Genomic DNA, 18962 nt, shown 5'->3' with positions numbered 1-18962 from the left:
ACGAGCAGCAAACGGTGGGTGGCCCGACGCCGGCCTCGTGCCCAAGAGCGCTGCGGACTGGGCATCAAGGGTCTGGCCGGACGCCTTAAGGAAGTCGCGATCCGCAATAACACGGTGGTGCTCCAAAACACCCAGGTCGTCCAATATCAGTCGGACACCGAGGCGGGCAGTTAGGGCGCGGCGGCAATGAATGACGGAGCTCGTAGCGCTTCACCATACGGCGAAAGAAGACAAGTCGAACGAAGGCATCAAGTTCTCGGCGATCGCCGCTGCTCTGGAACTGGAGGCGCAAACCGGCAACGCAGATGCGGCGCGGCTTTTAGCATCGCGTGCTCACTCGCCTTGGGCTTCTGCGCGGCAAGTCTGTACGCAACGTTCCGCCAGGGGGGTAGCGGCGAGGCTTTGATGACGTTTGACATCCGTGCCTTTTGGTTCGAGACGCCGTTCTATCTGGGTTTCGCAACTCCTGTCCGCTATCGGGGTCCTCTTTGCCCAGCCGGGGGAGCGCTTCTCGCTGCCGCAGATTCCGGAAGCTCCCGACACAACGCGGGTGATCGCGATGGATTACATCTTATTCCGGCGGCTTCGAGCGGCCGAGCAAGGCGGACGAATTCGCCGACCGGACAGACCCTTCCGCACCGCCTTCGATATGCAGTACCAGGACAAACGCATTCCGTTGGAACTCGGTCCAATTTCACGCTGATGAATGACAGCGCCTACTGGCATGCGCTGGAGCGCTTTGCCGGCGAGGTCTGCATTAAGCCCGATGTCGAGTGCATCAGCTATTGCGACTATGTTTCACGGCGACGTGACGGCGAAAAGCAGACGTCGGTGGGTGGCTGACGAGAAGCGCCCGCCGCCCGCCACGCTCAGCTTACCGGCTGATCCTCAAGGCGCAAGCCGGCCCGCTCTCGCGCCAAATAGTCTTGGTCGATTTCCGTTAGCGGCGCCCCTTCAAGCGTCGCCTCGAAGGCGCGCAGGCGTTTGTAGATGGATATCAGCTCGACGATGGTCGGCCAGGAATTCACGAGATATTGGAACGAACTGGCGACTTGGGAAAACGCGGTGACAATTTGCTGGAAAACGCCAAATGTTATCTTGCCAAGAGCTAAGGTCGGAACAAGAAGAAAGGTAGCAAAAACGTTGTCGACTTGGAGATAGAGATAGCGGACCATGTCGAAGTAGACATAATGAGTGTATAACGTGAAATAGTTCTTCCGAACATTTCTGAAAAGCTCGGCCAGCGTTGGTGGCTGCGCGCGTGCCGTATCGTCCTCGCCGAGGACAAGTTCCTTGCGCAGAGCGGCTTCAACGCGCTGATTGCGAAATTCCAGGCCGGGAAGCTTGATGCCGACGATTGCCAGCAAGCCGGTGCCAAACAGCGACCACCCGACCGCCGCGATGACCAGTGGATAAGGGATTGCGCCGACGATTGGAAGCGTTGAGACATGGAGGGACAGGGAGGCCAGCAAAGGCAGGAATGCAATCAGGGTCATGATGGAGTCGATGAAGTTCACTCCGAGCCCCTGCATTGTGCCGGAGAAGCGCATCGTGTCGTCCTGAACGCGCTGCGACGCCCCTTCGAGATGGCGCAGCCGCGGCCAGTAGGCGGTAAAATAATTGTTCATCGCGGTGCGCCAGCGAAACACATAGTGCCTGACAAAAAAGACGTTCAGAACGGCAATGCTCATATAGACCAGAGCCAAGGACAGAAACTGCCATACGCCGTAGTAAAGCTCGGCAGCGGAAACGGAGCCCGGTGTGGTGAGTGCCCTCTGCACCATGTCGTAAAACATGCCGCGCCAGTCATTGAGCGCCACGCTGAGCTGGACGATGAAATTGGTGACGAAAATGATCAAACCAGAGCCAAGGATCGACCAGTTCTGCCAGCGATGCGGGGAATACAGCGCCCAGAAAAGGTAGAATACGCCTATACCGACGAAGAAATATCCGCAAAACCAGAGGAATGCCGGCGTCAGGAATCTGATTGGGCTGATGACGAGTTCTGCCTGCGGATCGACCGGCGGCATGCCGAGCATCGTGCCAAGGTGTTCGCCGCCGAAAAACCACAGGAGGACGAGCAGAAGGCTCCAGACGGCGGCCGAGATGAAAAAAGGCTTCGGCTGCGGGAAGAAGGATACGAACACGTTGAGGTAACTCCTCGGTTGAAGCGCAAATCAGCAGCGTTGCTGTCAGGGGGAGGTGACATACGGGTCAGTGATCACCACCACATGCTTGCCCTTCGCACCCGCAGACGGGCTGCCAGACTATGCGGCGGCTTTGTTGACGAAGTTCGCGCCAAAACTGTCGTCGCAGCGGCCCACCGCATCGAAGGCGAAAGTGTCCTCCTTCGCGTTGAAATCGCTGTAGTGGTAATGTCCGCCGTCCCTACGACTACTCCGTGGATCGAATTGTGAACTGGAACAGAAACGTGTCATTGCCGGCCCCCCGGTCAAATTGTCATTGGCGTCACCCACGAGAGCAGATCGTAGCCGGGACCGCCGAAGAGCTTGTCATGATCCTCGCCGACGAGACGCGTTGGAAGCGGCCGTTGTCGCCGCGAAGATAGTCGTCGCCCGTTCCGCCCCAGATTCAGTCATTTCCCTCGCAGCCGATGCCGTGATCATCGCCATCGCCACCTTCGATCTTGTCATTGCCGCGACGACGCTCAAGCCGGTCATTGCCCTCGTCACCCGCCATCCAATCCTCGTGATCGGCCGATGAGCCTCCCACCACGCCACCTGGCGCCCTCATATTCCTCATCAGATAATCGGGGAATTGTTAGATAGAAAGATTTGCGGAATGGATGTGTGGCATCGGCTTCGTCCTTCTGCGTAGCAGTTGCCGGTCTCGGTGGCGGCGGGCGATGCTGGCTACCCAGCCGACGGCGCTCGTGCGCCAACAGGAGGCCCAAGGATGCGGTCCTGGCCGCCTCGCAGCAGGCAAGACGCGGTAGACGCCCGTGAACGATGCGCCGGCGCTGCGCCAGGCCATCATCGCATAGCCCCGTTGCGACTTCGATCAGGTGACGGGTGGGATCGAAGCAGGTCATCTACAACGCCTTGATGGCACCCGTCGGCGAAAGCGACGAGGTCATCCTCCCAGCACCTACTGGGTCTCGTATCCCGACATGGTCCGGATCGTCGGCTTGACGCCCAACGACTACCGGCGGCGCTTTCGAAGCCGCCCGTTGACGATCTTCTGAACGACTGCTTTTAGGCCGTGCAGGAAATCAGCAAATGTGCCCCGACTCCGAGTGAGGGATGGGTGGCACGCTCCGTCGCCAAAATGCAAGATCAGATCAGATTTCGATCAGGATCTTGCCGACTGCCTTGCCCCTCTCCTGTGCCTCATGCGCTTCGGCAAGCGGTCGAGCGGCAGCTTCATCGCGATCTGCGTCCAGTAGGCCCCAGCCGCCCCGCAGGCGGAGTCCTCTTCGACTGCTTGGCGGAACGCATCCTCAGGGATCGTGTAGAAGAATATGAAGCGGAAGGCATAGCCCCCGAACATCGTCGATAGGAACGGCATCGACAACCTGACCGTCGGATCCTCCCGCCCATTTGGCGAGGACGATGGCCGCCGTGCCGACGGCTCCCGCGCCGCCTTGGACGAGAACGCGCTTTCCGCGCAGATCACCATCTGCGAAGAGGCAGCGATGGGCGGTGATGGCCGCGATGCCCAGACATCAAACGACGCATTCTCGGGAAGAGGGGGCGCATGGGAGGAAGGAACCACCACGAACTCGTCCGCGGATCCGAACGCCTGGCCTGTCTGAGCCTTGAAAACGCAGACCCGTTCGCCGATCCGCTCCTCGGACATGCCCGGCCCAACCTTGTCGATGATCCCGGCCGCACCTGATGGGGAACCACACGGGGAAAGGGGATCGGCCTGCCGCCTAAGCCCGTTCTTGTCTTGACATCCGAGGGGTTCAGGCCGAAGACGGCCACCTTGACCCGGACCTCGCCGAATTGGGCTCGGAATCAGGAAGAGAACCTATCTGGAGGACGCCCTTCGCGGAACCCCGCCCGTAGTAGAAAGCAGCTCTCATTCTCGGTCTCCTGACAATTGCCAATGACCAAAGGGATATCGATGCCACAAGTGTTCTTGTAGGCAATATTTGCCTATAGGTGTATAAAGTACATATTGGAGCTTCGCCTACAACTGTGCCGTGGAGGTGACGGTCGACGTGGCCGGCGGAAAGTGGAAACCGCTGATCATCTACGAACTCCTCAACGGCCCACGACGTGGTGAACTCCGGGGCATGGTGGGCGAGCCGAGCCAGCGCTCCATCACGATGCAACTCCGACAACTCGAAACCGACGGCGTGGTCGAACGCCAGGTCTTTGCCGAAGTGCCGCCCCGCATGGAGTACTCTCTCACAGAGTTCGGGAAGACGCTCGCGCCGGTCCTGAACGCGATGAAGGAGTGGGGCGAGGCGTTTGCCGCCCCAAACGGCCTTGTTTGCGGGCCTGACGGCGAAGCACTTGAGGTCGCCCGACCGCGTGCATCCGCCGATCGGGATCACACATCGTCAAGGCGCTCGTAGAGGATCGAGGCCAAATGCCATTGTCGGTTCGGGTGCATCTCCCAAGGCCAGCTTCGTGCCTCCACCACCCTAAGAGCGCGGCACCGCCTGAGGGTGGTCTGCCGGCGTTATATCGTCTTGGAGCCTGAGTTGATCGGCTCACCGTTCACGATTCATCAAAGAGGGCACCACTGCCAACGTTGGAACATCGAATGGTTCAACAAACGTTGGCTAGCCGATCGAGATCCTGAATCCTCGCCGTTGTAGGCATCGACGACCCGCTCCGTACCGCGGTCGTCCTGGACAACCGTGCGACCGAGGGTGCTGAAGAACCCGGCCAGTTGTCCGTGCCGGTGAAAAGCTCAAAAAGCTATGTTGGAGGGCGTCATTTTTTGTTGAAGGCATTGTTCCAGTGCCGGACTAGCCATTCTCTGACACCGGAGCGACGCCCCGCGCTGTCGCCGCTCCACAGATCGATGCCGGAGCGTGTGGTGCGATGCTGCATCGCACCAGCGGCAGACGTGTTTCTGAAAGTTACCCTAAGGCAGGTACATCAACGGCCAGCGCATTGGAAAGGGCAAGGCCGTGAACGGAATTCGGGGAGAAGGCGTCACTTACCATGGCCGAGACCTCAACGGCCTGAGCGATCTCTGCTTCTGGAGGCAGCCATTAGATCCTCGCGGGCGTGATTATAGGCGTGACTTAGGGACTGCCCGATTTCACCACCCCGCCGCAGCTGTCGATGGGAGGTTTGCGGGCCTACTGTATCACGGACTGAAGCTGCAATATCTGCTATGTGGCCGTCCAGATTCGCATTCCGTTCCTCTGCTGCATGCTGCGCCGGAGGCATGTGCGGCAAGACATCTTGCATGCCGGGAACTGCGTAAGCTTGGGCCTGTTGATTTGCGTCGAACTGGTGATACGCCGCCAATTGCGGCGGCTCGACAGGAGGCCGGGGCAGCGAGTCCAGTTGGTTGACGGCCACCAGAACTGATTCCACTGCGTCTTGGTGCGTGCGCGAGGAAGGATCCATTCCGTAGGCTTCCTGAATCATCAGTGATGCGATTTCCTTTTGATGGTCTCCAGGAATACGGGACAATGCGTTGCGTACACTATCAGCGAACTCGGGTGAGATCACTTGTACTTCTGCATATTTTTCCCATGATACGGGTGCGTTTTGCTTCCGGCGCAAATCGTGGGCAGTCTGTTCATTTGTGTCCGGATGCACGAACGGAATCAACCCCTCAACACGGTTTTTCAGGAATTCGGCGTCGCTTTTGTCCATCGACCAATGACCTTCCTTGACCGGCACTCCACTCCATGCGCTGTCTTTCAACCGAACAGCGGGACCGTTGGCCCAGGCATCCATAACCACGGTCGACCTCGGGTCGCGGCTTCCGCGCCGCAGTTCGTTCCAAATGTGACCCGTCTTGACTGGGATCTCATCACCTTCGTGGGTTATCTCTTTCATTGACACGGAAGCACTAGAGGTCACACTCCGCTCGTCGGCCGCCATGTGTGGGGCGTGGACGATAGCGGAAAGGGGAGCGGTCTGATTGCAGCACGCCGCTCCCATGACTACGGCCAATGCAACCTTAATGTTGGCGTCTGCTCCCACCATTGCAACCGCCGATCCGATGCTGTTGTGGCCGTGAGAGGGAATGTCGTCTACCTTAACGTTTCCCCGGCCATGCTTGAGCAGCACGCGAACGTCGTGAACAGTTTGCCCCGCTGTCGCGAGTCTTATCGGGCTGGTGACGTCGTCACCGACGACACACGCTCCCATATGATAGGCGGCCTGCTGGATCTGATGTGGCTCCAGAGGCGCATCTCCGCCCCGTCGCAACCTGTCGGCAGGCGTGCCTAGGGAGACCCTCGGCGCTGCCGCTGATTCGCGCGGGGACTCTTCCGTGTCATGTGTGGCATGTCGAGTCGATCCGGAGGATTTGGAGATGCAAATTCCCATAGCCGTTCACCTGTTGTGGAGTTTCTGATCGCCGAGGACGGGATACGCGAACGGGCGCTTAACCGTCAGTGTCATCTGGATGAGCTTCCATCAAGGGTGCCGGCTCCGGGAGGGCGCCTGTCTGGCTTTCGAAGATGCGTTTAAGGATGCGGTCCGAAAAATATCGCACCTTCCTCAATTGCAATGGTGGCAGGCCCTTGATGAGAACAATCTCGTAGTCTTCATCGAGCAGCCGAACCTGTTCGGGACGCAGCAGCGGTGCACCTTGATGCGAATTCTGAATGTTCCAATCGAACGTTCGCGCCTGGCTGTAGGAAATCGACTTGGCTTCAAACGTGTATTCACCGATGGCTTTGGAAATGTAGGTTGGGGTCTCGTCATCGGCAGTGGCCATGAACACTTGCAGGCCGGTATTGCTGAGAAAATTCTGCTTGCCAGCCTCTCCATAAGCCCCCGTCAGTGCCGAAAGGCTTTGGATGATGAGCATGAAACGTCCCTTGTAGCCCGCGATAGTCGTAATTGCGGTCTCGATCGCCTCCAGCTTACCCAAGTGCTTGAACTCATCGAGCAGAAATAGAACCTCGTGCTTTTCATCTTGGCGGGGCAGCGACCGCTGTAGGATTGAAACGATTTGCTGAAAGAACAGGCGTACCAAAGGCGCGATCACCTCAAGGTCGTTCGGACCGACGCACAGATAGATGCACGTTCTGCGACGGCGAAGATCATAGACCGAAAAGTCCGAGCGACTTGTAGCTGCCTTTACAGCCGGATCCGCCCACAGATTGAGCCCGCCATCGCCGAGGACGGACGTGTAGGAGGTCAGGATTTTTGTATCGTTCCCCGCCATGTCGTCGAAGATGCGTTGTGCCTCTTTGTTCCGGGTCTCCATGGCGAGTTGCGCGAAGAGCTTGAACTTTTCCCCCGGCTGAGCGAAGAGGTCATAGACGGCGCCGATTGTTGGCGTGCCCCGCTCGATACAGGCAAGAATCCCCGCGACAAAGATATCTCGCGCGCCGCTGACGAAACCTTCCGCGCCCTCCCCCTTGGCCGTGATCAGGTTTGCGGCCAAGCGGCGGGCTTCGGTGAATTGCAGCTGTGGAGGCAGCGCTATAAGATCCAACAGCGGATTGTAGCAGTTGGTGCGCCGCTCCGAATCCAGCGGCGCGAATTTGAATACGTCGTCACCTGCGGCTTTGCGCGCCCTCGAGGTGAGCTCAAAGAGCTCCCCTTTGACGTCCAGAGCTATCACTGAGCCTTTGAATGTAAGTAGCGTTGGAATGACTATGCCGACGCCCTTGCCGGCGCGGGTCGGTGCAACGATGAGGCTGTGAGGCTGCTCGCCATTGGTCAGGTAGTAGCCAGGCCAGAAAGGGCCACTCGTCTTCCCAAATACCGGCCCTGTCACGCCACGATATCGACGCAGATATCCGGTTCGTCGCATTTCATCCACTCGCGCCCAGCGCGCCGTCCCGTGATGTTCGAGTTTGCGCCGCAATACGATCTGCTGAATCAGCAAGACGACCGCCGACGTGGCGAGCACGATAGCTACGCCCCGATAGAATACAGGAGTTGCGAAACCCAGATAGAACGGCGTCTCGAACCAAAAGGCACGGATGTCAAACGTCATCAAAGCCTCGCCGCTACCACCATGGCGGAATGTTGCGTACAGACTTGCCGCGCAGAAGCCCAAGGCGAGTGAGCACGCGATGCTAATGGCTATGTTGGGGGGCGTCGTCTTTGTTGAAGGCATTTGTTCCATTGCCGGATTAGCCGCAGCTAATGCTGCGCTTTTCTTAGACACCGAACCGACGTGGCGCGACGTCGCGCTCCTCAGATCGATGCCTCAGCGGGTGGTGCGATGCTTGCATCGCACCACCCGGCAGACGTGTTTCTGAAAGTTACCGAAAGGCAGGTACATCCACGGCCAGCGCATTGGAAATGGCAAGGCCGAACGGAATTCGGGGAGAAGGCGTCACTACCATGCCCGAGACCTCAACGGCCGGAGCGATCTCTGCTTCTGGAGGCAGCCATCAGATCCTCGCGGGCGTGATTATAGGCGTGACTTAGGGACTGCCCGATTTCACCACCCCGCCGCAGCTGTTGACGGGAGGTTGGCGGGCCTACTGTCGCACGGACTTCAGCTTCAAGACCTGCTATGTGGCCGTCCAAATTCGCATTCCGTTCCTCCGCTGCATGTTGCGGCGGAGGCATGTTCTGCAACAGGCCATGCAGGTGGGGAAGTGAGTTAGCTTGCGCTTGTTGATTTGCGTCTAACTGGTGATACACGGCGACAATAGCATTTTGGGCGGTCGCCTTGACCATTTGGTGCTGATGAGGATCAGCAGCCAATTCAATCGCCTGGTCAAAAATGCGAGATTTATTTTCATCATTAAACTTACTGAAGTTTTGCGAAACAAACATGACCCCTAGAGCTTTCTCCATTGGGTCCATGTCGCCAATGCGATTAATAAGAGCAGTCTGCTTCTGGGGTCCCAAAAAATGGGCTACATTACTAGCAGATTGGACTTGGAACAATGCAAAATCAGCCGAGTTGAACCCCAATCCGGCCGTCAATCTGTCGGCCAGAACGTTGGCTGATCCTCCCAGCTGGTTGTTGCGCCTATCAAATCTGCTGAGGTCAGATTCTTGCCCGGGTGCCATGTCCTGAACGGCACGTCGCATTTGCCTCTCGGTGGATTTGAAGCTCCCAAGATCGCGTCCTGTGTCGCGCGGGTTAGCAGTTACTAGCCGTTCTGCAATATTGGTCAGTGGCCCGCCCGGAAGGCCATCGTGGTTGCGCCGGTCGGCCCTCCTCCCCTCGCGGGATGAACTTCCAGCTGCACGTTTGCTATCGCGATCCATTGCTCGGCCTCCAAGGCGTTTTCCACTTCATGGTGGTTACCACCGAAGCTTGATCTGCTAAACCAATATGGTGTTACACTTGTAGTCTTGCAGAGGCTTCTCCCAGCTCTCCGGGCCACGCCGAGAGCCCATCTATCCAAACAAGTATGAAGTTGGCCTCAAAGGCGATGCGTGTTTCGCAGCCCGACGGCACGCGTGGCACGCCGATGCCGCCTGTCGCCTACTGCTCCGATCCTTGCAGAGGCATGATATCGCGCGCAGCAGCTTTTCCTTTGAGCGCAGGCTTGCATGCTCGAGGTCTCGATGACGGGGATCGCTTACTCCGGCTGATCAGCGCGGCCGAGCTGTCGTGTCGTCTGAAAGGGAAATCAGTCGGACCTGATCGGCAATTTGCGCAGCACCGCGCCAATGCCACCGCTGTAGCGTGCCACGACCAAGGCATTCCTACTGAAGGCGGCGGCAATCTCCTGTCGCAGCCGGCGCCAGGCGAGGAGCAAAGGTTCGACGGGAAAGATCGTGCGGGCGGATTGCACGGCAATGCCACCCCGTCCTCCACCGCCGCCTGTCGATGTGAGTGCCGCCGTCGTCGCACCAGCCGCTGGCGAGCCAACCGCCGGCTGGGCGATCGCGACGTCTCCAATCCCTTTGTGCCCGGCTTTTCTCAACGGGAGTCGCCAGGCGCCGCCATCTTGGAACGGGACGGTATATTCAGCACCAGTTCCGCAGCAACATGACCGGCTGCAATTGCCGCGCAGCTTTGCGCCCCTACCGCATTGATCCAGGCGCCGACTAACATCCTTTGCTGCAACATCCCCTCGCCTTCCACGCTCTTGACGATGGAGGACTCACGGAAAACTTCAATTCACCAAAACGGTCAGTTTATCGCGCTCCTGTCCGGGGCCAACTGTGCATGAGTCTGGGACGCGATTCCAACTTTTTTCGGCCACGACCTACGGGAACATGGAGCTAATCTGCAGCCAGAGCCCAGGCACAGTGACCGAGATCTACCAGGATCAAATCGACAAGATCGTTGGATCATCAGCCACGGTTGAGGATACCAACCATGAGGGGAGCATCGGGAGCGGCCACCGGTATGCAGGCGTGCTTAGCGACTAAGCGTCAGTTGCTACTTGAAGGAGCCTCTCACACTGAGGGTCGTATAGCCGGCCTAGGTTGCCTCTCGCCTGAAGCCGAGGCGCGCCTCAAACCTGTGCAGGTGTTTGCAGCCCTGTGCGATTTAGGAGACCGCGCGTCAATGAAGTGAATCAGCTTGCTTCTGCTGAGCGCATTCACGGCTCGGACTGAGTCCCTCAAGATGAGAGTGGTTCGGTCCGGCACTGACCCTAGGGCGGGGGGCTTGTTGAGCCGGTGCCGAACCGAACCGTCTGGGCAACGCCGGCTATGTCGTCGGAACGTGTGGCATCCCCGCGGCCAAATCGTGGCGGCAATGTGTCCCAGATTCACCGTTTCCAACACGCGCATTGCAAACGTGACTGGACGTTTCGGAAACCGCGGGGCGCTGCTGGGTTTTGTCGGGAGCTCTGCAGGTGGGCGGCTGTTGTTTCCGCGGGGCGCCGGGCGTCTCACCAACTCACGCCAGCCGGCGTTGCGCGACCACATCCAGCTCGACCATCTCCTTCGGAAGGGCTCACAACGAGGATGGGTGTATCAGCACATTGGCATCCGAAGCAGAAGTCATTCGCTTCAATCTTGCGGGCTGATGCAAAAGGCTCGCCGATTTTCGTGACCGGGCAAGGCCGTCCCGTTTGTTGTCGATGCCGGAATGACGGAACGGCCCGAGTCGGGACTATGCAGATGAGGCGAGCCGGCCGAGTGTGGGATCGGGCTATAGACCGTTGGGGAAGACGGCATGAACGGCAGGGCTACGTTTCAAATCGAAGAAGGATTCACCGCTCATTTTCTGCTTTCGAGATCGCCGCATGTACCCAAGCGGGCACTTTCGCCTTGAGAGCGACTACGCGAGTCCATTCCTCGGGGGTCAGTCTGTTCTTGAGCAATTTCGCGTAGTGGACACCGTTAGCCCGGCCAAGGTGCGCGATTGCCCGGATGGCTTCGCCCGACCTGTTCTTTGGCAGGCTCGTGATCCAAGCGGGCGCGTGCTTGAGGCGTATTGTGTGGCGGCCAAGTTTCAGGGTCTTCGACTTTCCGGTTGTGAGAAAGACTTTTTGAACCGGAACTTGTGTCGTCAGGCCCAGCTGGTTCGCCGCCGTAGCACCGGAATTGACGACCTTCTCACCTGACAACGAAGCGTACGACTTCACGACCGCTTCCGCTTCCGGCAGCACATATCCATACGGCGTTTTCCTGGAGGGCGTGTACATTCCCCTGTAGACGCGCGCCAGTTCGCCCTTTTTCGCAAGTCTGCTCAGAGCTTGATCGGCTGCCGCACGGTTTCCAGAGCCCACGAATTCCTTCGAAGTGAGCAAAGCACCTTCCTTGGCTCTTTTCGTACGCATTCGAACCGCTCGCGTGACCTCTTCCATGGCATACCTCTGTCAGAGAGAAGATTCGAGTTTCTGACCGAATTGGCCCTTATCATATTGATAGCAAAGAAACAGTTCAAGACGGGCTATAGCCAAATCTGGACGCTATATGCCACCCAAATTAGCAGGTCTTTGAGCCTTCCTGCGTGGATGAATGAGGCATCGAGGGTAAGGCGACTGCGGAAGTTGGTCGAGTCATTGCCGCCTTCGCCCGCAACTTCAGGCCCGGCGAGGTTGCCGATGATCGGCAGCTCCATGTCGGGGCCGCGGCTCAAAGGGTTTTTGGGAATCAAATCGCGATCATCTTACGGCCGCACCAAAGTCGAAATCGGCCAATTCAGAATCCGAACTTCAGCGTCGGATCCACAGTTCCCCGTGTTTCTCCTGAAGGTCTCGGCGAAGTCGTCAAAGCCACATTGGCCAACGCGCGACGAGCTCGGCATCAGATATCAATCCGGTTCGAGCTTTGGCCTTTAAATGAGCTCAGCACTCACCCGTCCCGCAATCCTGCGGTCCTTCTCAGCGCGCAGGCCGGATTCTTCCGCCCTCTGCAGGACGGCGTTAATCCTGGCCAAGCGACGCATCTGCAATTTCTCAGCCAATTTGAGAACGGTTCTCGTCGCTTGCCCACGGATAGCCTTGGCCGCGACGCGTGCGTACAGCTGTCTTCGTCATCGGGGTTCCTCTCAGGTCCCGTTTATCGATTTTAGGCGACATAGCAGGCAAGTGAATTTTTCAACCCGAAATAAAAGCGGTCGTTGGCAGCCCTGGAGGTTGCGTTGCTGAAGGTCTCCAAAAGGAGGAATGTCAAGGCTGCAAGCGACCCGATGGCGGTGTCTACTCCGGATCACCAGGTCGTAGGCGCTCCCGGGCCAAGCTCGCAGCTGTGAGTTTTCACCTCGTCCGAGCGGCCCGGCAGCCCCAAGTTGGCGCGATCGGCTGTTCCGGCATCGCGCCAATTCGGAGATCGGCGAGCCTTGACCCTCACCAGCACCCGACATACTTTCCATAAGCAACTTGCGTAGGGATAGCGGGTGCAGCCCGATGAAATCGAACTGATTGTGGACGACGCTGACTTCCGGAGGACCCATGCCTCCTCTTTGATGTCGTCACGCCCGATGGCGTGCTTCAGCTATTGGGGGATGTTGAGATGGGCAGCAACCATCTTGTTGTCCGTGACCTCCATATTGGGGGCGACGCCGAGGTCCAATGGGGTTGGTCCAAATTGCGCAAGCTCGGTCGAGTGATCGCGGAGAAGCTTAATGTCGACTACATCGAAGTTCGTGGAGCGGTTCGGACAACGGGTGCGAACCCGGGACGTCGTCCAGGTGTCGTCAGGCTTTCCCGTCCGGCTGAGCCTCGGCTTTTTACACAGCGCGAATACTCCTGAGGCTGCTCGGGTTCTCGTCAGGAGACAGCTGCCGCTGAGGACGGCCCATGCGGTCCTCACGGAGATGGTCGATCAGGGCAAGGCGTTCGTGACTGTTCCTTGCGTCGACGACCTGCGGGCACTGAAGGACGAACTCTCATCCGCAGGAGTGATCGCGAAGGTTCATGCGCCGCGGCCGATAAGCGTTCGCGAAGTTCGGGATAGCACCAAGCTGTCCCAGGAGGCGTTCTCCGTGAGGTATGGCCTCGATCTGGCAACGCTTCGAAACTGGGAGCAAGGTCGCTCGGAACCGGATGCAGCGGCGAATACTCTGCTTTGGACCATCGCCCGGAATCCGGAGGCAGTCGAAAAATCGCTCGACATGGAGGACGAAGTGGCGGCGCCGTCTCCCTAGTAATCTAAGTCTGGGAAGAGGGCCGTCGGAACGGCCCCTCCATCGCGCGGCTACTCGGCATGCCAATGAACTCTAGCCCGACCGCGCTTTGCTCCATGGTGGGCATAATCCCAATCAGATCCAGCACGACCTGTCGAGACGCACGGAGCACGCCCTGGAGGCGGACCTGCGCCTTCGCGCGACGGCCAAGCATCTCCAGTCCCTTAGCCAGAACCGGAATATCTCGTCCCCGCTACGGCCCGGACCTGGCTGCCACCGCCTCCTAGATAAACCGGCTCACCGCCACCCTTGAAGAGATGGCGGCAAAGGTCACTGCATTGATCGCGCGGCCGCGATTGCAGCAGGCAGATCCAGCTGCCTCCTAGGAGGTTCACGGCCGGGATTCAGCGGCCTCCTCGTCTGCTGCGACAGCTAATCCGATGACATGATGCACCGCGAACACATCGACGAGGTACGCAGCCTCGTCCCGGGAAATAGGCAACATGTCTGCCGTGATTTCATTATCGATATAGGACTCGGCGTCCCAAAGGGTCCGAGTCAGCTTCCCGTTGGCCGGCTCAATCCGCTCAATGATCCTTTCGAACGCGGCGTTGGCGGCCTCGATAAGCAAGTTACGGTCGGCCCCGGCGACTGGCAGGGACGCAATAACGGCATGGGTATCCATGACGAACGTTTCCTTCTGGAGTGGCGGTCTCTTGCCTCAGCATTTTCGGTCGCCATGCCGACGCTGGTTCTTGTAGGGGTGGCTCGTCGAAGCGCCAGGCGCCACCTTGTGCTCACATGCGCAGCCGCAGGATACGCGAGAATTCGGCAGATGCAATCAAAGGTGACAAGCACGGCTGCGCCAGGGACAGAACAGTGTCGGCATAGTGGGCGAAAGCGGTCTGCGAGCTTAAGGTTCCCGCGCGAAGCGGTCTGGAACCAAGCCTGATCCCCGGAGCCGCCGTCGCGCGTCCCGTCAAGCGCAGGCGCGCGCACTCCGCAAGGGCTTGAGCGGAGCGTTCCCTTGAGGACGAGCACGGCTGCGCGAGGGACAGAGCGCGTCGGAGGCGGAGCGGGTTCAGGCGGCCTGATCCTTGGTGAGTCCAGAGCGCCTTCTTTAGTCGGCCGCTCGGGCGAAACGCCGTTCCTGGCGGTGGCAACCTGGCCTTACCATTCCGAAAGCAAGGAGCTAAGGGGATTAACCTTCCGGTTTCGGCACGCCTGGTCTAGTCGGCGGATAGATGAGTGTTGTGATGTCTGCTACAATCGAGAAGTAGAGTCGAGGGGGGCGACAATGGTTGAAGTGTTCCGCGGAAGGAGCGGTAAACTCGAACACGAAGGGGCCGCGCTCGGTAGAGTCCATGCGCAGGCAAATCACCGCAAGGCGTTGGGGTACTGGCTCGGGTTCTTGAAGGGCGTGATGGCCAGCGAGCAGGTGGAGCGGGCGGAGATGCCGCCACTCAGGGTCGAAGCTGAGCAGTTCCTGTCCCTTCTTCACGACGATGATGCTGCCGAGCTCATCCGCGATCTGGATATTTGGGGTAACGCGCCCGAAGAGATCTACGCGGTCCTTGAAACAATAATCGGCATAAGGTCACGGGAGTTGATCGCCGCTGACGACAAGGACGAAGTAAACGAGTTCTACGGATTCTGTGCCGGCATCGCCTGCGACAACTCCATCACGCCAGCAGAGGTCGAAAAACTGCTGTCCAGGTTGGACTCGAGTGTGGTCCTGCGCAGAGACAGCCGCGTGGCATCTCTCGGAGAAACTGCCAGAAGGTCTTTTGCTGACGGTCGCATAACCGCCGAGGAGGCAGAAGACATATGCGGGTGGATTGCCCGTCTTGTCGGCGACAGCGCGACAGACACGGGGCTGCCTACCTTCGGCAATGTGGGTGTCATTGACGGCGCCTTGGAGGACGCAAGCCAGTTCGTGATTCCGAGCCGGATGTTCGTCCTCACGGGAAAATTCGCCATCGGCCCGCGAAAGGCAATCGCTGCGAGGATTTGCGAACGCGGCGGTGATTGGAAGGACACCGTCTGCGGCCAGACCGACTACCTCGTCGTCGCGGCCGAAGCGTCTCGGGACTGGAAGCACAGCCACGAAGGCACGAAGATCATCAGGGCAATGGAGCTTCGCGAAAAGGGAGGTCGGCCGGATCTGGTTCTTGAACCGATGCTGGCCAAAGCGTTGGGTTTCTGACCGCCTCCATACGCTTGAGAGCCTGATCGGAAGCGCGGAGCCTGAACACCTGAGCCTTAGTGAATCGTGATACGGGGCTCTGGGCGCTCGCCACACTTTTAAGCAAAACTGGCTCGACGTGGCGCTCGGCTGCTATTCCTCCGTCCATGCCGAGATGACCGTTCGGATCGTGGCCGCTCTCTCGTGTGCGACTTGCCCATCGATCGGATACTGACGGAGACAGACGGCCCTTTCACTCACGTCGAGGGTCGGCCCAGCGAGCTCCGCTGACGTGAAAACCACGGTCGCCGCGATGGCCGACGTCCGGAGGTCCCGATCGAGCCGTCAGGACGGCGGTAAGATAGAACCTTGGTTCTTTATTGAGATGGGGGCCTCAAGGCTAGATTTGTAATCTTCGTGCTACATAATGGGTGAATCTGTAGCACCAAGGTGACAGAATGCCCACTCCACACAATCCTCCTGCTGCGGTGCGGCGCGCGCTGCGCAAGCTTGGGGCGAACATCCATGATGCCCGTCGACGCCGACGGCTGCCTATGGCGGTCGTCGCCGAGCGCGCCTTCACGTCTCGCTCGACGCAGCAAAGCGTCGAGTCCGGAGAAACCAACGTCAGCGTCGGCATTTATGCCGGCGTTCTGCAAGCGCTCGGTCTCCTCGACGGCCTGAGCCAGGTAGCCGACATCAGCAACGACAGCGTCGGTCAGGTGCTCGCCAGCGCCGACCTGCCCAAGCATGTCCACCTCAAGCGGCCAACCGGCTCGTCCAGCAATGGCTGACTTCGAGGCCCATATCGATTTGGACGGCCGCACACGCCGATCGGACTGGCGAGGATCAACGAGACCATTCTCTTCGAGTATGACGGTGCATGGCTTAAGGATCCGGACGCTCGCCGGAGGCCGGCTCTTGCCTGCGCCGTGATTGCAGCGCTCAGCCCACACGTCGGGCGCATGTCAGCGGGGATAGTCCTCCGCTCGGAACAGGAGCCGGATCGAAGCCCCTCAACGAAGGTCACGCGGTTGTTAAAACAACGAACGCATTGAAGTGACTGCCAAATGTTTTCTGGCAACGAGAACATTTCGACCCTGAGGCGTCAAAAAGTCACGCTTTTGATTTTAGGGAAATCGCCGAAAAAATATTTGGAGGTTTCGTCAACTATCGCGACCGGTTGGACGATTTTGCACCTCGCGGCCGCCCGGCGGCCTGCTCGACGCTCGTCAAAAAATACCGTCGCCCAACATATATCGTGCGTCCTAGACCGATGCCATCCAACCGTAAGGGGGTACCGGCCGGACTGCCAGCGCCTTGATCAAACCCTGCGTTCTGGTTATATTACTGGAAATATGTCGGAGGCAACTATGGGCAGCTCGCAAAGACGCGCCATTCAAAGCTATCGATCTCGCCTTAGCGAGCGCGGCTTGGCGCGCTTCGAAGTGCTTGGCCGCGATGCCGATCGCGACCTTATTCGATCTTTGGCTCGCCGCCTGGCCGAAGATGGGCCGGATGCCTCTAGCCTGCGCGCTGCTGTCAGCCAGACCATCGCGGGCGAGCCACCCAAGCCTGGCGGGATCCTCGCCGCATTGCGTCGTTCGCCGCTGGTGGGAGCCGACCTCGATCTTTCCCGCTCCCATGAAGAGGGACGGAAGATCGACCTGTGACACGCTACCTCCTCGATACCAACATCATCAGCAATGTCGTCAAATCGCAGCCGTCGGAATCGCTCCTGGCATGGATGTCGAGTCAGCGTGACGAGGATTTGTTTATCGCTTCGCTGACCGTTGCGGAAATTCTTCGCGGGGTTCTGGAGAAGCCGCGCGGGAAAAAACGCGACGCACTCGACAAATGGTTCTCTGGGCCTGAGGGGCCGCAGGCGCTGTTTGCGGGCCGCATCCTCTCGTTCGACGACAAGGCCGGGCTGATCTGGGCGCGGCTGATGGCAGGAGGAAAAGCGGCTGGCAAGCCGCGCAGCGGGCTCGACATGATCATCGCCGCTGTCGCCGGAGCGAACGAGTGCGTGCTGGTAACGGATAACGAAAAACACTTTGCCGGGCTCGAGGTCATCAATCCGATACGCGGAGCGGTCTGATGCGGCGGCGGGTCCAGGAATGCTCGGGACGGTATGGCTGAAACTCAGATAGAGTGGACTCCGCTTGGAACTCAGTCGCAGGATGCTCGATCGTTACGGGCAGGCTGCGCCCATTGTTATGCAATACAGATGGCCAAACGCGCCAGCGCCAGCGTCCTGCGCCAGGACCTCCCGAAACGTCGCCAGCATCGTCTCCGCGCTCGGATCGCCAAAACCTAGCAGGTCAAGGTCGCGTGTGCCGCGGTGCGGATCATTCGAACAGCTCATCATCAGCATCGCGCCCTTCAGCACGAAGCAGTCAGCGTGGGGTGACTGGCTAAGCCGGAAAAGCAGCCGCTCCAGGGCGAAGCGGGTCAGAACCAGATCGAGGTCTGGCCACTTGCCTTGGCGAGTTGCAGCAGACGTGCGCGCACTGAGGCTCCGATGTTCTTGATCTCTTTAGCCATTGGCAGTCAGCGCCTCGATATACGGCCGGATGACCGTGGCGACACCGCCACGCTCAGCCTGCCTGCCAATTTCGCCGGGCGTGGCCTTGCGCTGGCGAAGCGCTTCCTGGAGGCTCTCGATCGCCACCGACAGGCCGATCTTGTTGCGATATCGGAAAAGTCCGCGATTGTTTTGACAACCCCAAAGACCTTTGCGGTCACGCCCTCGACAACATGAGTTTCGACGCTGTCGTTGAGCAGATTTCGGTAAAACGCACGATGCGAATGGGTGTGCCTCGGGTTTGGGAGCCCAGTCTTTCTGGCCGATGGCCACCATACCTGTCTCGGAAGCTGATCTGTCAGCTGGTGGAATGCCAGGGCTGACACAAGGCAACGCCTTTGGGTACGCGCTTGGCAGCCTCGGCTAGGCTATGATTAGCGTCGAGCGGCGCATCGGAGAGTTGGTGGAGGCCGCGTGCGAGCCGGAGCACCTCCCCATCCCGTTCCATGCGACTCATCGTGGCCGCTGTTACGCCGGCGTTGCGCAGCTCCGCGAGACGCGCGATTCGCGCACTGTCAGAACTGCGTGGGCGATTTGGCGCAGGGCAGCGGGCTCTGGCTGATACGACAT

Annotated in this window: 14 protein-coding genes and 3 pseudogenes; 8 read left to right on the top strand and 9 right to left on the bottom strand. The window is 59.1% G+C overall.

The genetic code is table 11. The annotated features are described in order from the left end of the window. Positions 1–505: 505 nt before the first annotated feature. Positions 506–843, top strand: a pseudogene (locus AC0L2D_RS28500) (polysaccharide deacetylase family protein); the annotation flags it as partial. A gap of 26 nt (positions 844–869) precedes the next feature. Here the strand turns inward: AC0L2D_RS28500 and sbmA are convergent. Next, on the bottom strand, positions 870–2147 hold the full coding sequence (gene sbmA / locus AC0L2D_RS28495) for a peptide antibiotic transporter SbmA (RefSeq protein ID WP_473543505.1): 1278 nt from the start codon (positions 2145–2147) through the stop codon (positions 870–872). Positions 2148–2538: 391 nt separating this feature from the next. Here sbmA and AC0L2D_RS28490 point away from each other — a divergent pair, with 391 nt between their 5' ends. Continuing rightward, on the top strand, positions 2539–2724 hold the full coding sequence (locus AC0L2D_RS28490; protein ID WP_027163082.1) for a hypothetical protein: 186 nt from the start codon (positions 2539–2541) through the stop codon (positions 2722–2724). A 588-nt stretch (positions 2725–3312) separates the two neighbouring features. Here the strand turns inward: AC0L2D_RS28490 and AC0L2D_RS28485 are convergent. Next, positions 3313–3819: a hypothetical protein gene (locus tag AC0L2D_RS28485; protein WP_050596322.1), complete on the bottom strand. Its 507-nt coding sequence runs from the start codon at positions 3817–3819 to the stop codon at positions 3313–3315. 349 nt (positions 3820–4168) lie between these two features. On the opposite strand from AC0L2D_RS28485, the gene AC0L2D_RS28480 reads away from it, so the two are divergent. Further along, the gene (locus AC0L2D_RS28480; RefSeq protein ID WP_145923796.1) at positions 4169–4546 is read left to right on the top strand and encodes a winged helix-turn-helix transcriptional regulator; all 378 of its coding nucleotides are present in this window, start codon (positions 4169–4171) and stop codon (positions 4544–4546) included. A gap of 610 nt (positions 4547–5156) precedes the next feature. On the opposite strand, the gene AC0L2D_RS28475 is transcribed toward AC0L2D_RS28480, so the two are convergent. The 4 genes from AC0L2D_RS28475 to AC0L2D_RS28460 all read right to left on the bottom strand — a co-directional run bounded on the left by AC0L2D_RS28475 (position 5157) and on the right by AC0L2D_RS28460 (position 11857). Continuing rightward, entirely contained in the window at positions 5157–6230 is a 1074-nt protein-coding gene (locus tag AC0L2D_RS28475) for a type III secretion protein (protein WP_473543502.1), read from the bottom strand. 319 nt (positions 6231–6549) lie between these two features. Then, the gene (virD4, locus tag AC0L2D_RS28470) at positions 6550–8241 is read right to left on the bottom strand and encodes a type IV secretion system ATPase VirD4 (protein WP_473543588.1); all 1692 of its coding nucleotides are present in this window, start codon (positions 8239–8241) and stop codon (positions 6550–6552) included. Between the two features lie 242 nt (positions 8242–8483). Continuing rightward, complete coding sequence (locus AC0L2D_RS28465) at positions 8484–9353, bottom strand: hypothetical protein (RefSeq protein ID WP_473543500.1); 870 nt, start codon at positions 9351–9353, stop codon at positions 8484–8486. 1907 nt (positions 9354–11260) lie between these two features. Further along, positions 11261–11857, bottom strand: coding sequence for a DUF6088 family protein (locus AC0L2D_RS28460; RefSeq protein ID WP_473543498.1), 597 nt, complete (start codon positions 11855–11857; stop codon positions 11261–11263). 1262 nt (positions 11858–13119) lie between these two features. Between AC0L2D_RS28460 and AC0L2D_RS28455 the strand changes: the two genes are divergently transcribed. Then, entirely contained in the window at positions 13120–13641 is a 522-nt protein-coding gene (locus AC0L2D_RS28455) for a helix-turn-helix domain-containing protein (protein ID WP_473543496.1), read from the top strand. Between the two features lie 370 nt (positions 13642–14011). Here AC0L2D_RS28455 and AC0L2D_RS28450 read toward each other — a convergent pair whose 3' ends face one another. Beyond that, the gene (locus AC0L2D_RS28450; RefSeq protein WP_473543494.1) at positions 14012–14305 is read right to left on the bottom strand and encodes a hypothetical protein; all 294 of its coding nucleotides are present in this window, start codon (positions 14303–14305) and stop codon (positions 14012–14014) included. Between the two features lie 612 nt (positions 14306–14917). On the opposite strand from AC0L2D_RS28450, the gene AC0L2D_RS28445 reads away from it, so the two are divergent. The 4 genes from AC0L2D_RS28445 to AC0L2D_RS28430 all read left to right on the top strand — a co-directional run bounded on the left by AC0L2D_RS28445 (position 14918) and on the right by AC0L2D_RS28430 (position 17906). After that, on the top strand, positions 14918–15826 hold the full coding sequence (locus AC0L2D_RS28445; protein ID WP_473543492.1) for a BRCT domain-containing protein: 909 nt from the start codon (positions 14918–14920) through the stop codon (positions 15824–15826). Between the two features lie 437 nt (positions 15827–16263). After that, on the top strand, positions 16264–16599 hold the full coding sequence (locus tag AC0L2D_RS28440; RefSeq protein WP_473543490.1) for a helix-turn-helix domain-containing protein: 336 nt from the start codon (positions 16264–16266) through the stop codon (positions 16597–16599). Positions 16600–17178: 579 nt separating this feature from the next. Then, positions 17179–17478: a hypothetical protein gene (locus AC0L2D_RS28435; protein WP_082827325.1), complete on the top strand. Its 300-nt coding sequence runs from the start codon at positions 17179–17181 to the stop codon at positions 17476–17478. Beyond that, the gene (locus tag AC0L2D_RS28430) at positions 17475–17906 is read left to right on the top strand and encodes a PIN domain-containing protein (RefSeq protein ID WP_473543488.1); all 432 of its coding nucleotides are present in this window, start codon (positions 17475–17477) and stop codon (positions 17904–17906) included. The genes AC0L2D_RS28435 and AC0L2D_RS28430 overlap by 4 nt, the downstream gene beginning before the upstream one ends. 141 nt (positions 17907–18047) lie before the next feature. Here the strand turns inward: AC0L2D_RS28430 and AC0L2D_RS28425 are convergent. Both AC0L2D_RS28425 and AC0L2D_RS28420 read right to left on the bottom strand, forming a co-directional pair. Further along, positions 18048–18352: pseudogene (locus AC0L2D_RS28425) on the bottom strand (nucleotidyl transferase AbiEii/AbiGii toxin family protein); the annotation flags it as partial. Next, positions 18345–18962: pseudogene (locus AC0L2D_RS28420) on the bottom strand (type IV toxin-antitoxin system AbiEi family antitoxin domain-containing protein). The pseudogenes AC0L2D_RS28425 and AC0L2D_RS28420, both read right to left, overlap by 8 nt.

Source organism: Mesorhizobium sp. WSM4833, assembly GCF_055811095.1.
This window is presented reverse-complemented; position numbering and strand designations above follow the sequence as displayed.

What these genes read in the sequence shown, in the direction of transcription:
- AC0L2D_RS28485 (WP_050596322.1), bottom strand. Translation starts at nt 3,819, where the DNA reads ATGTCCGAGGAGCGGATCGGCGAACGGGTCTGCGTTTTCAAGGCTCAG.
- virD4 (WP_473543588.1), bottom strand. Translation starts at nt 8,241, where the DNA reads ATGCCTTCAACAAAGACGACGCCCCCCAACATAGCCATTAGCATCGCG.
- AC0L2D_RS28465 (WP_473543500.1), bottom strand. Translation starts at nt 9,353, where the DNA reads ATGGATCGCGATAGCAAACGTGCAGCTGGAAGTTCATCCCGCGAGGGG.
- AC0L2D_RS28460 (WP_473543498.1), bottom strand. Translation starts at nt 11,857, where the DNA reads ATGGAAGAGGTCACGCGAGCGGTTCGAATGCGTACGAAAAGAGCCAAG.
- AC0L2D_RS28455 (WP_473543496.1), top strand. Translation starts at nt 13,120, where the DNA reads ATGTCGACTACATCGAAGTTCGTGGAGCGGTTCGGACAACGGGTGCGA.
- AC0L2D_RS28450 (WP_473543494.1), bottom strand. Translation starts at nt 14,305, where the DNA reads ATGGATACCCATGCCGTTATTGCGTCCCTGCCAGTCGCCGGGGCCGAC.
- AC0L2D_RS28445 (WP_473543492.1), top strand. Translation starts at nt 14,918, where the DNA reads ATGGTTGAAGTGTTCCGCGGAAGGAGCGGTAAACTCGAACACGAAGGG.
- AC0L2D_RS28440 (WP_473543490.1), top strand. Translation starts at nt 16,264, where the DNA reads ATGCCCACTCCACACAATCCTCCTGCTGCGGTGCGGCGCGCGCTGCGC.
- AC0L2D_RS28435 (WP_082827325.1), top strand. Translation starts at nt 17,179, where the DNA reads ATGGGCAGCTCGCAAAGACGCGCCATTCAAAGCTATCGATCTCGCCTT.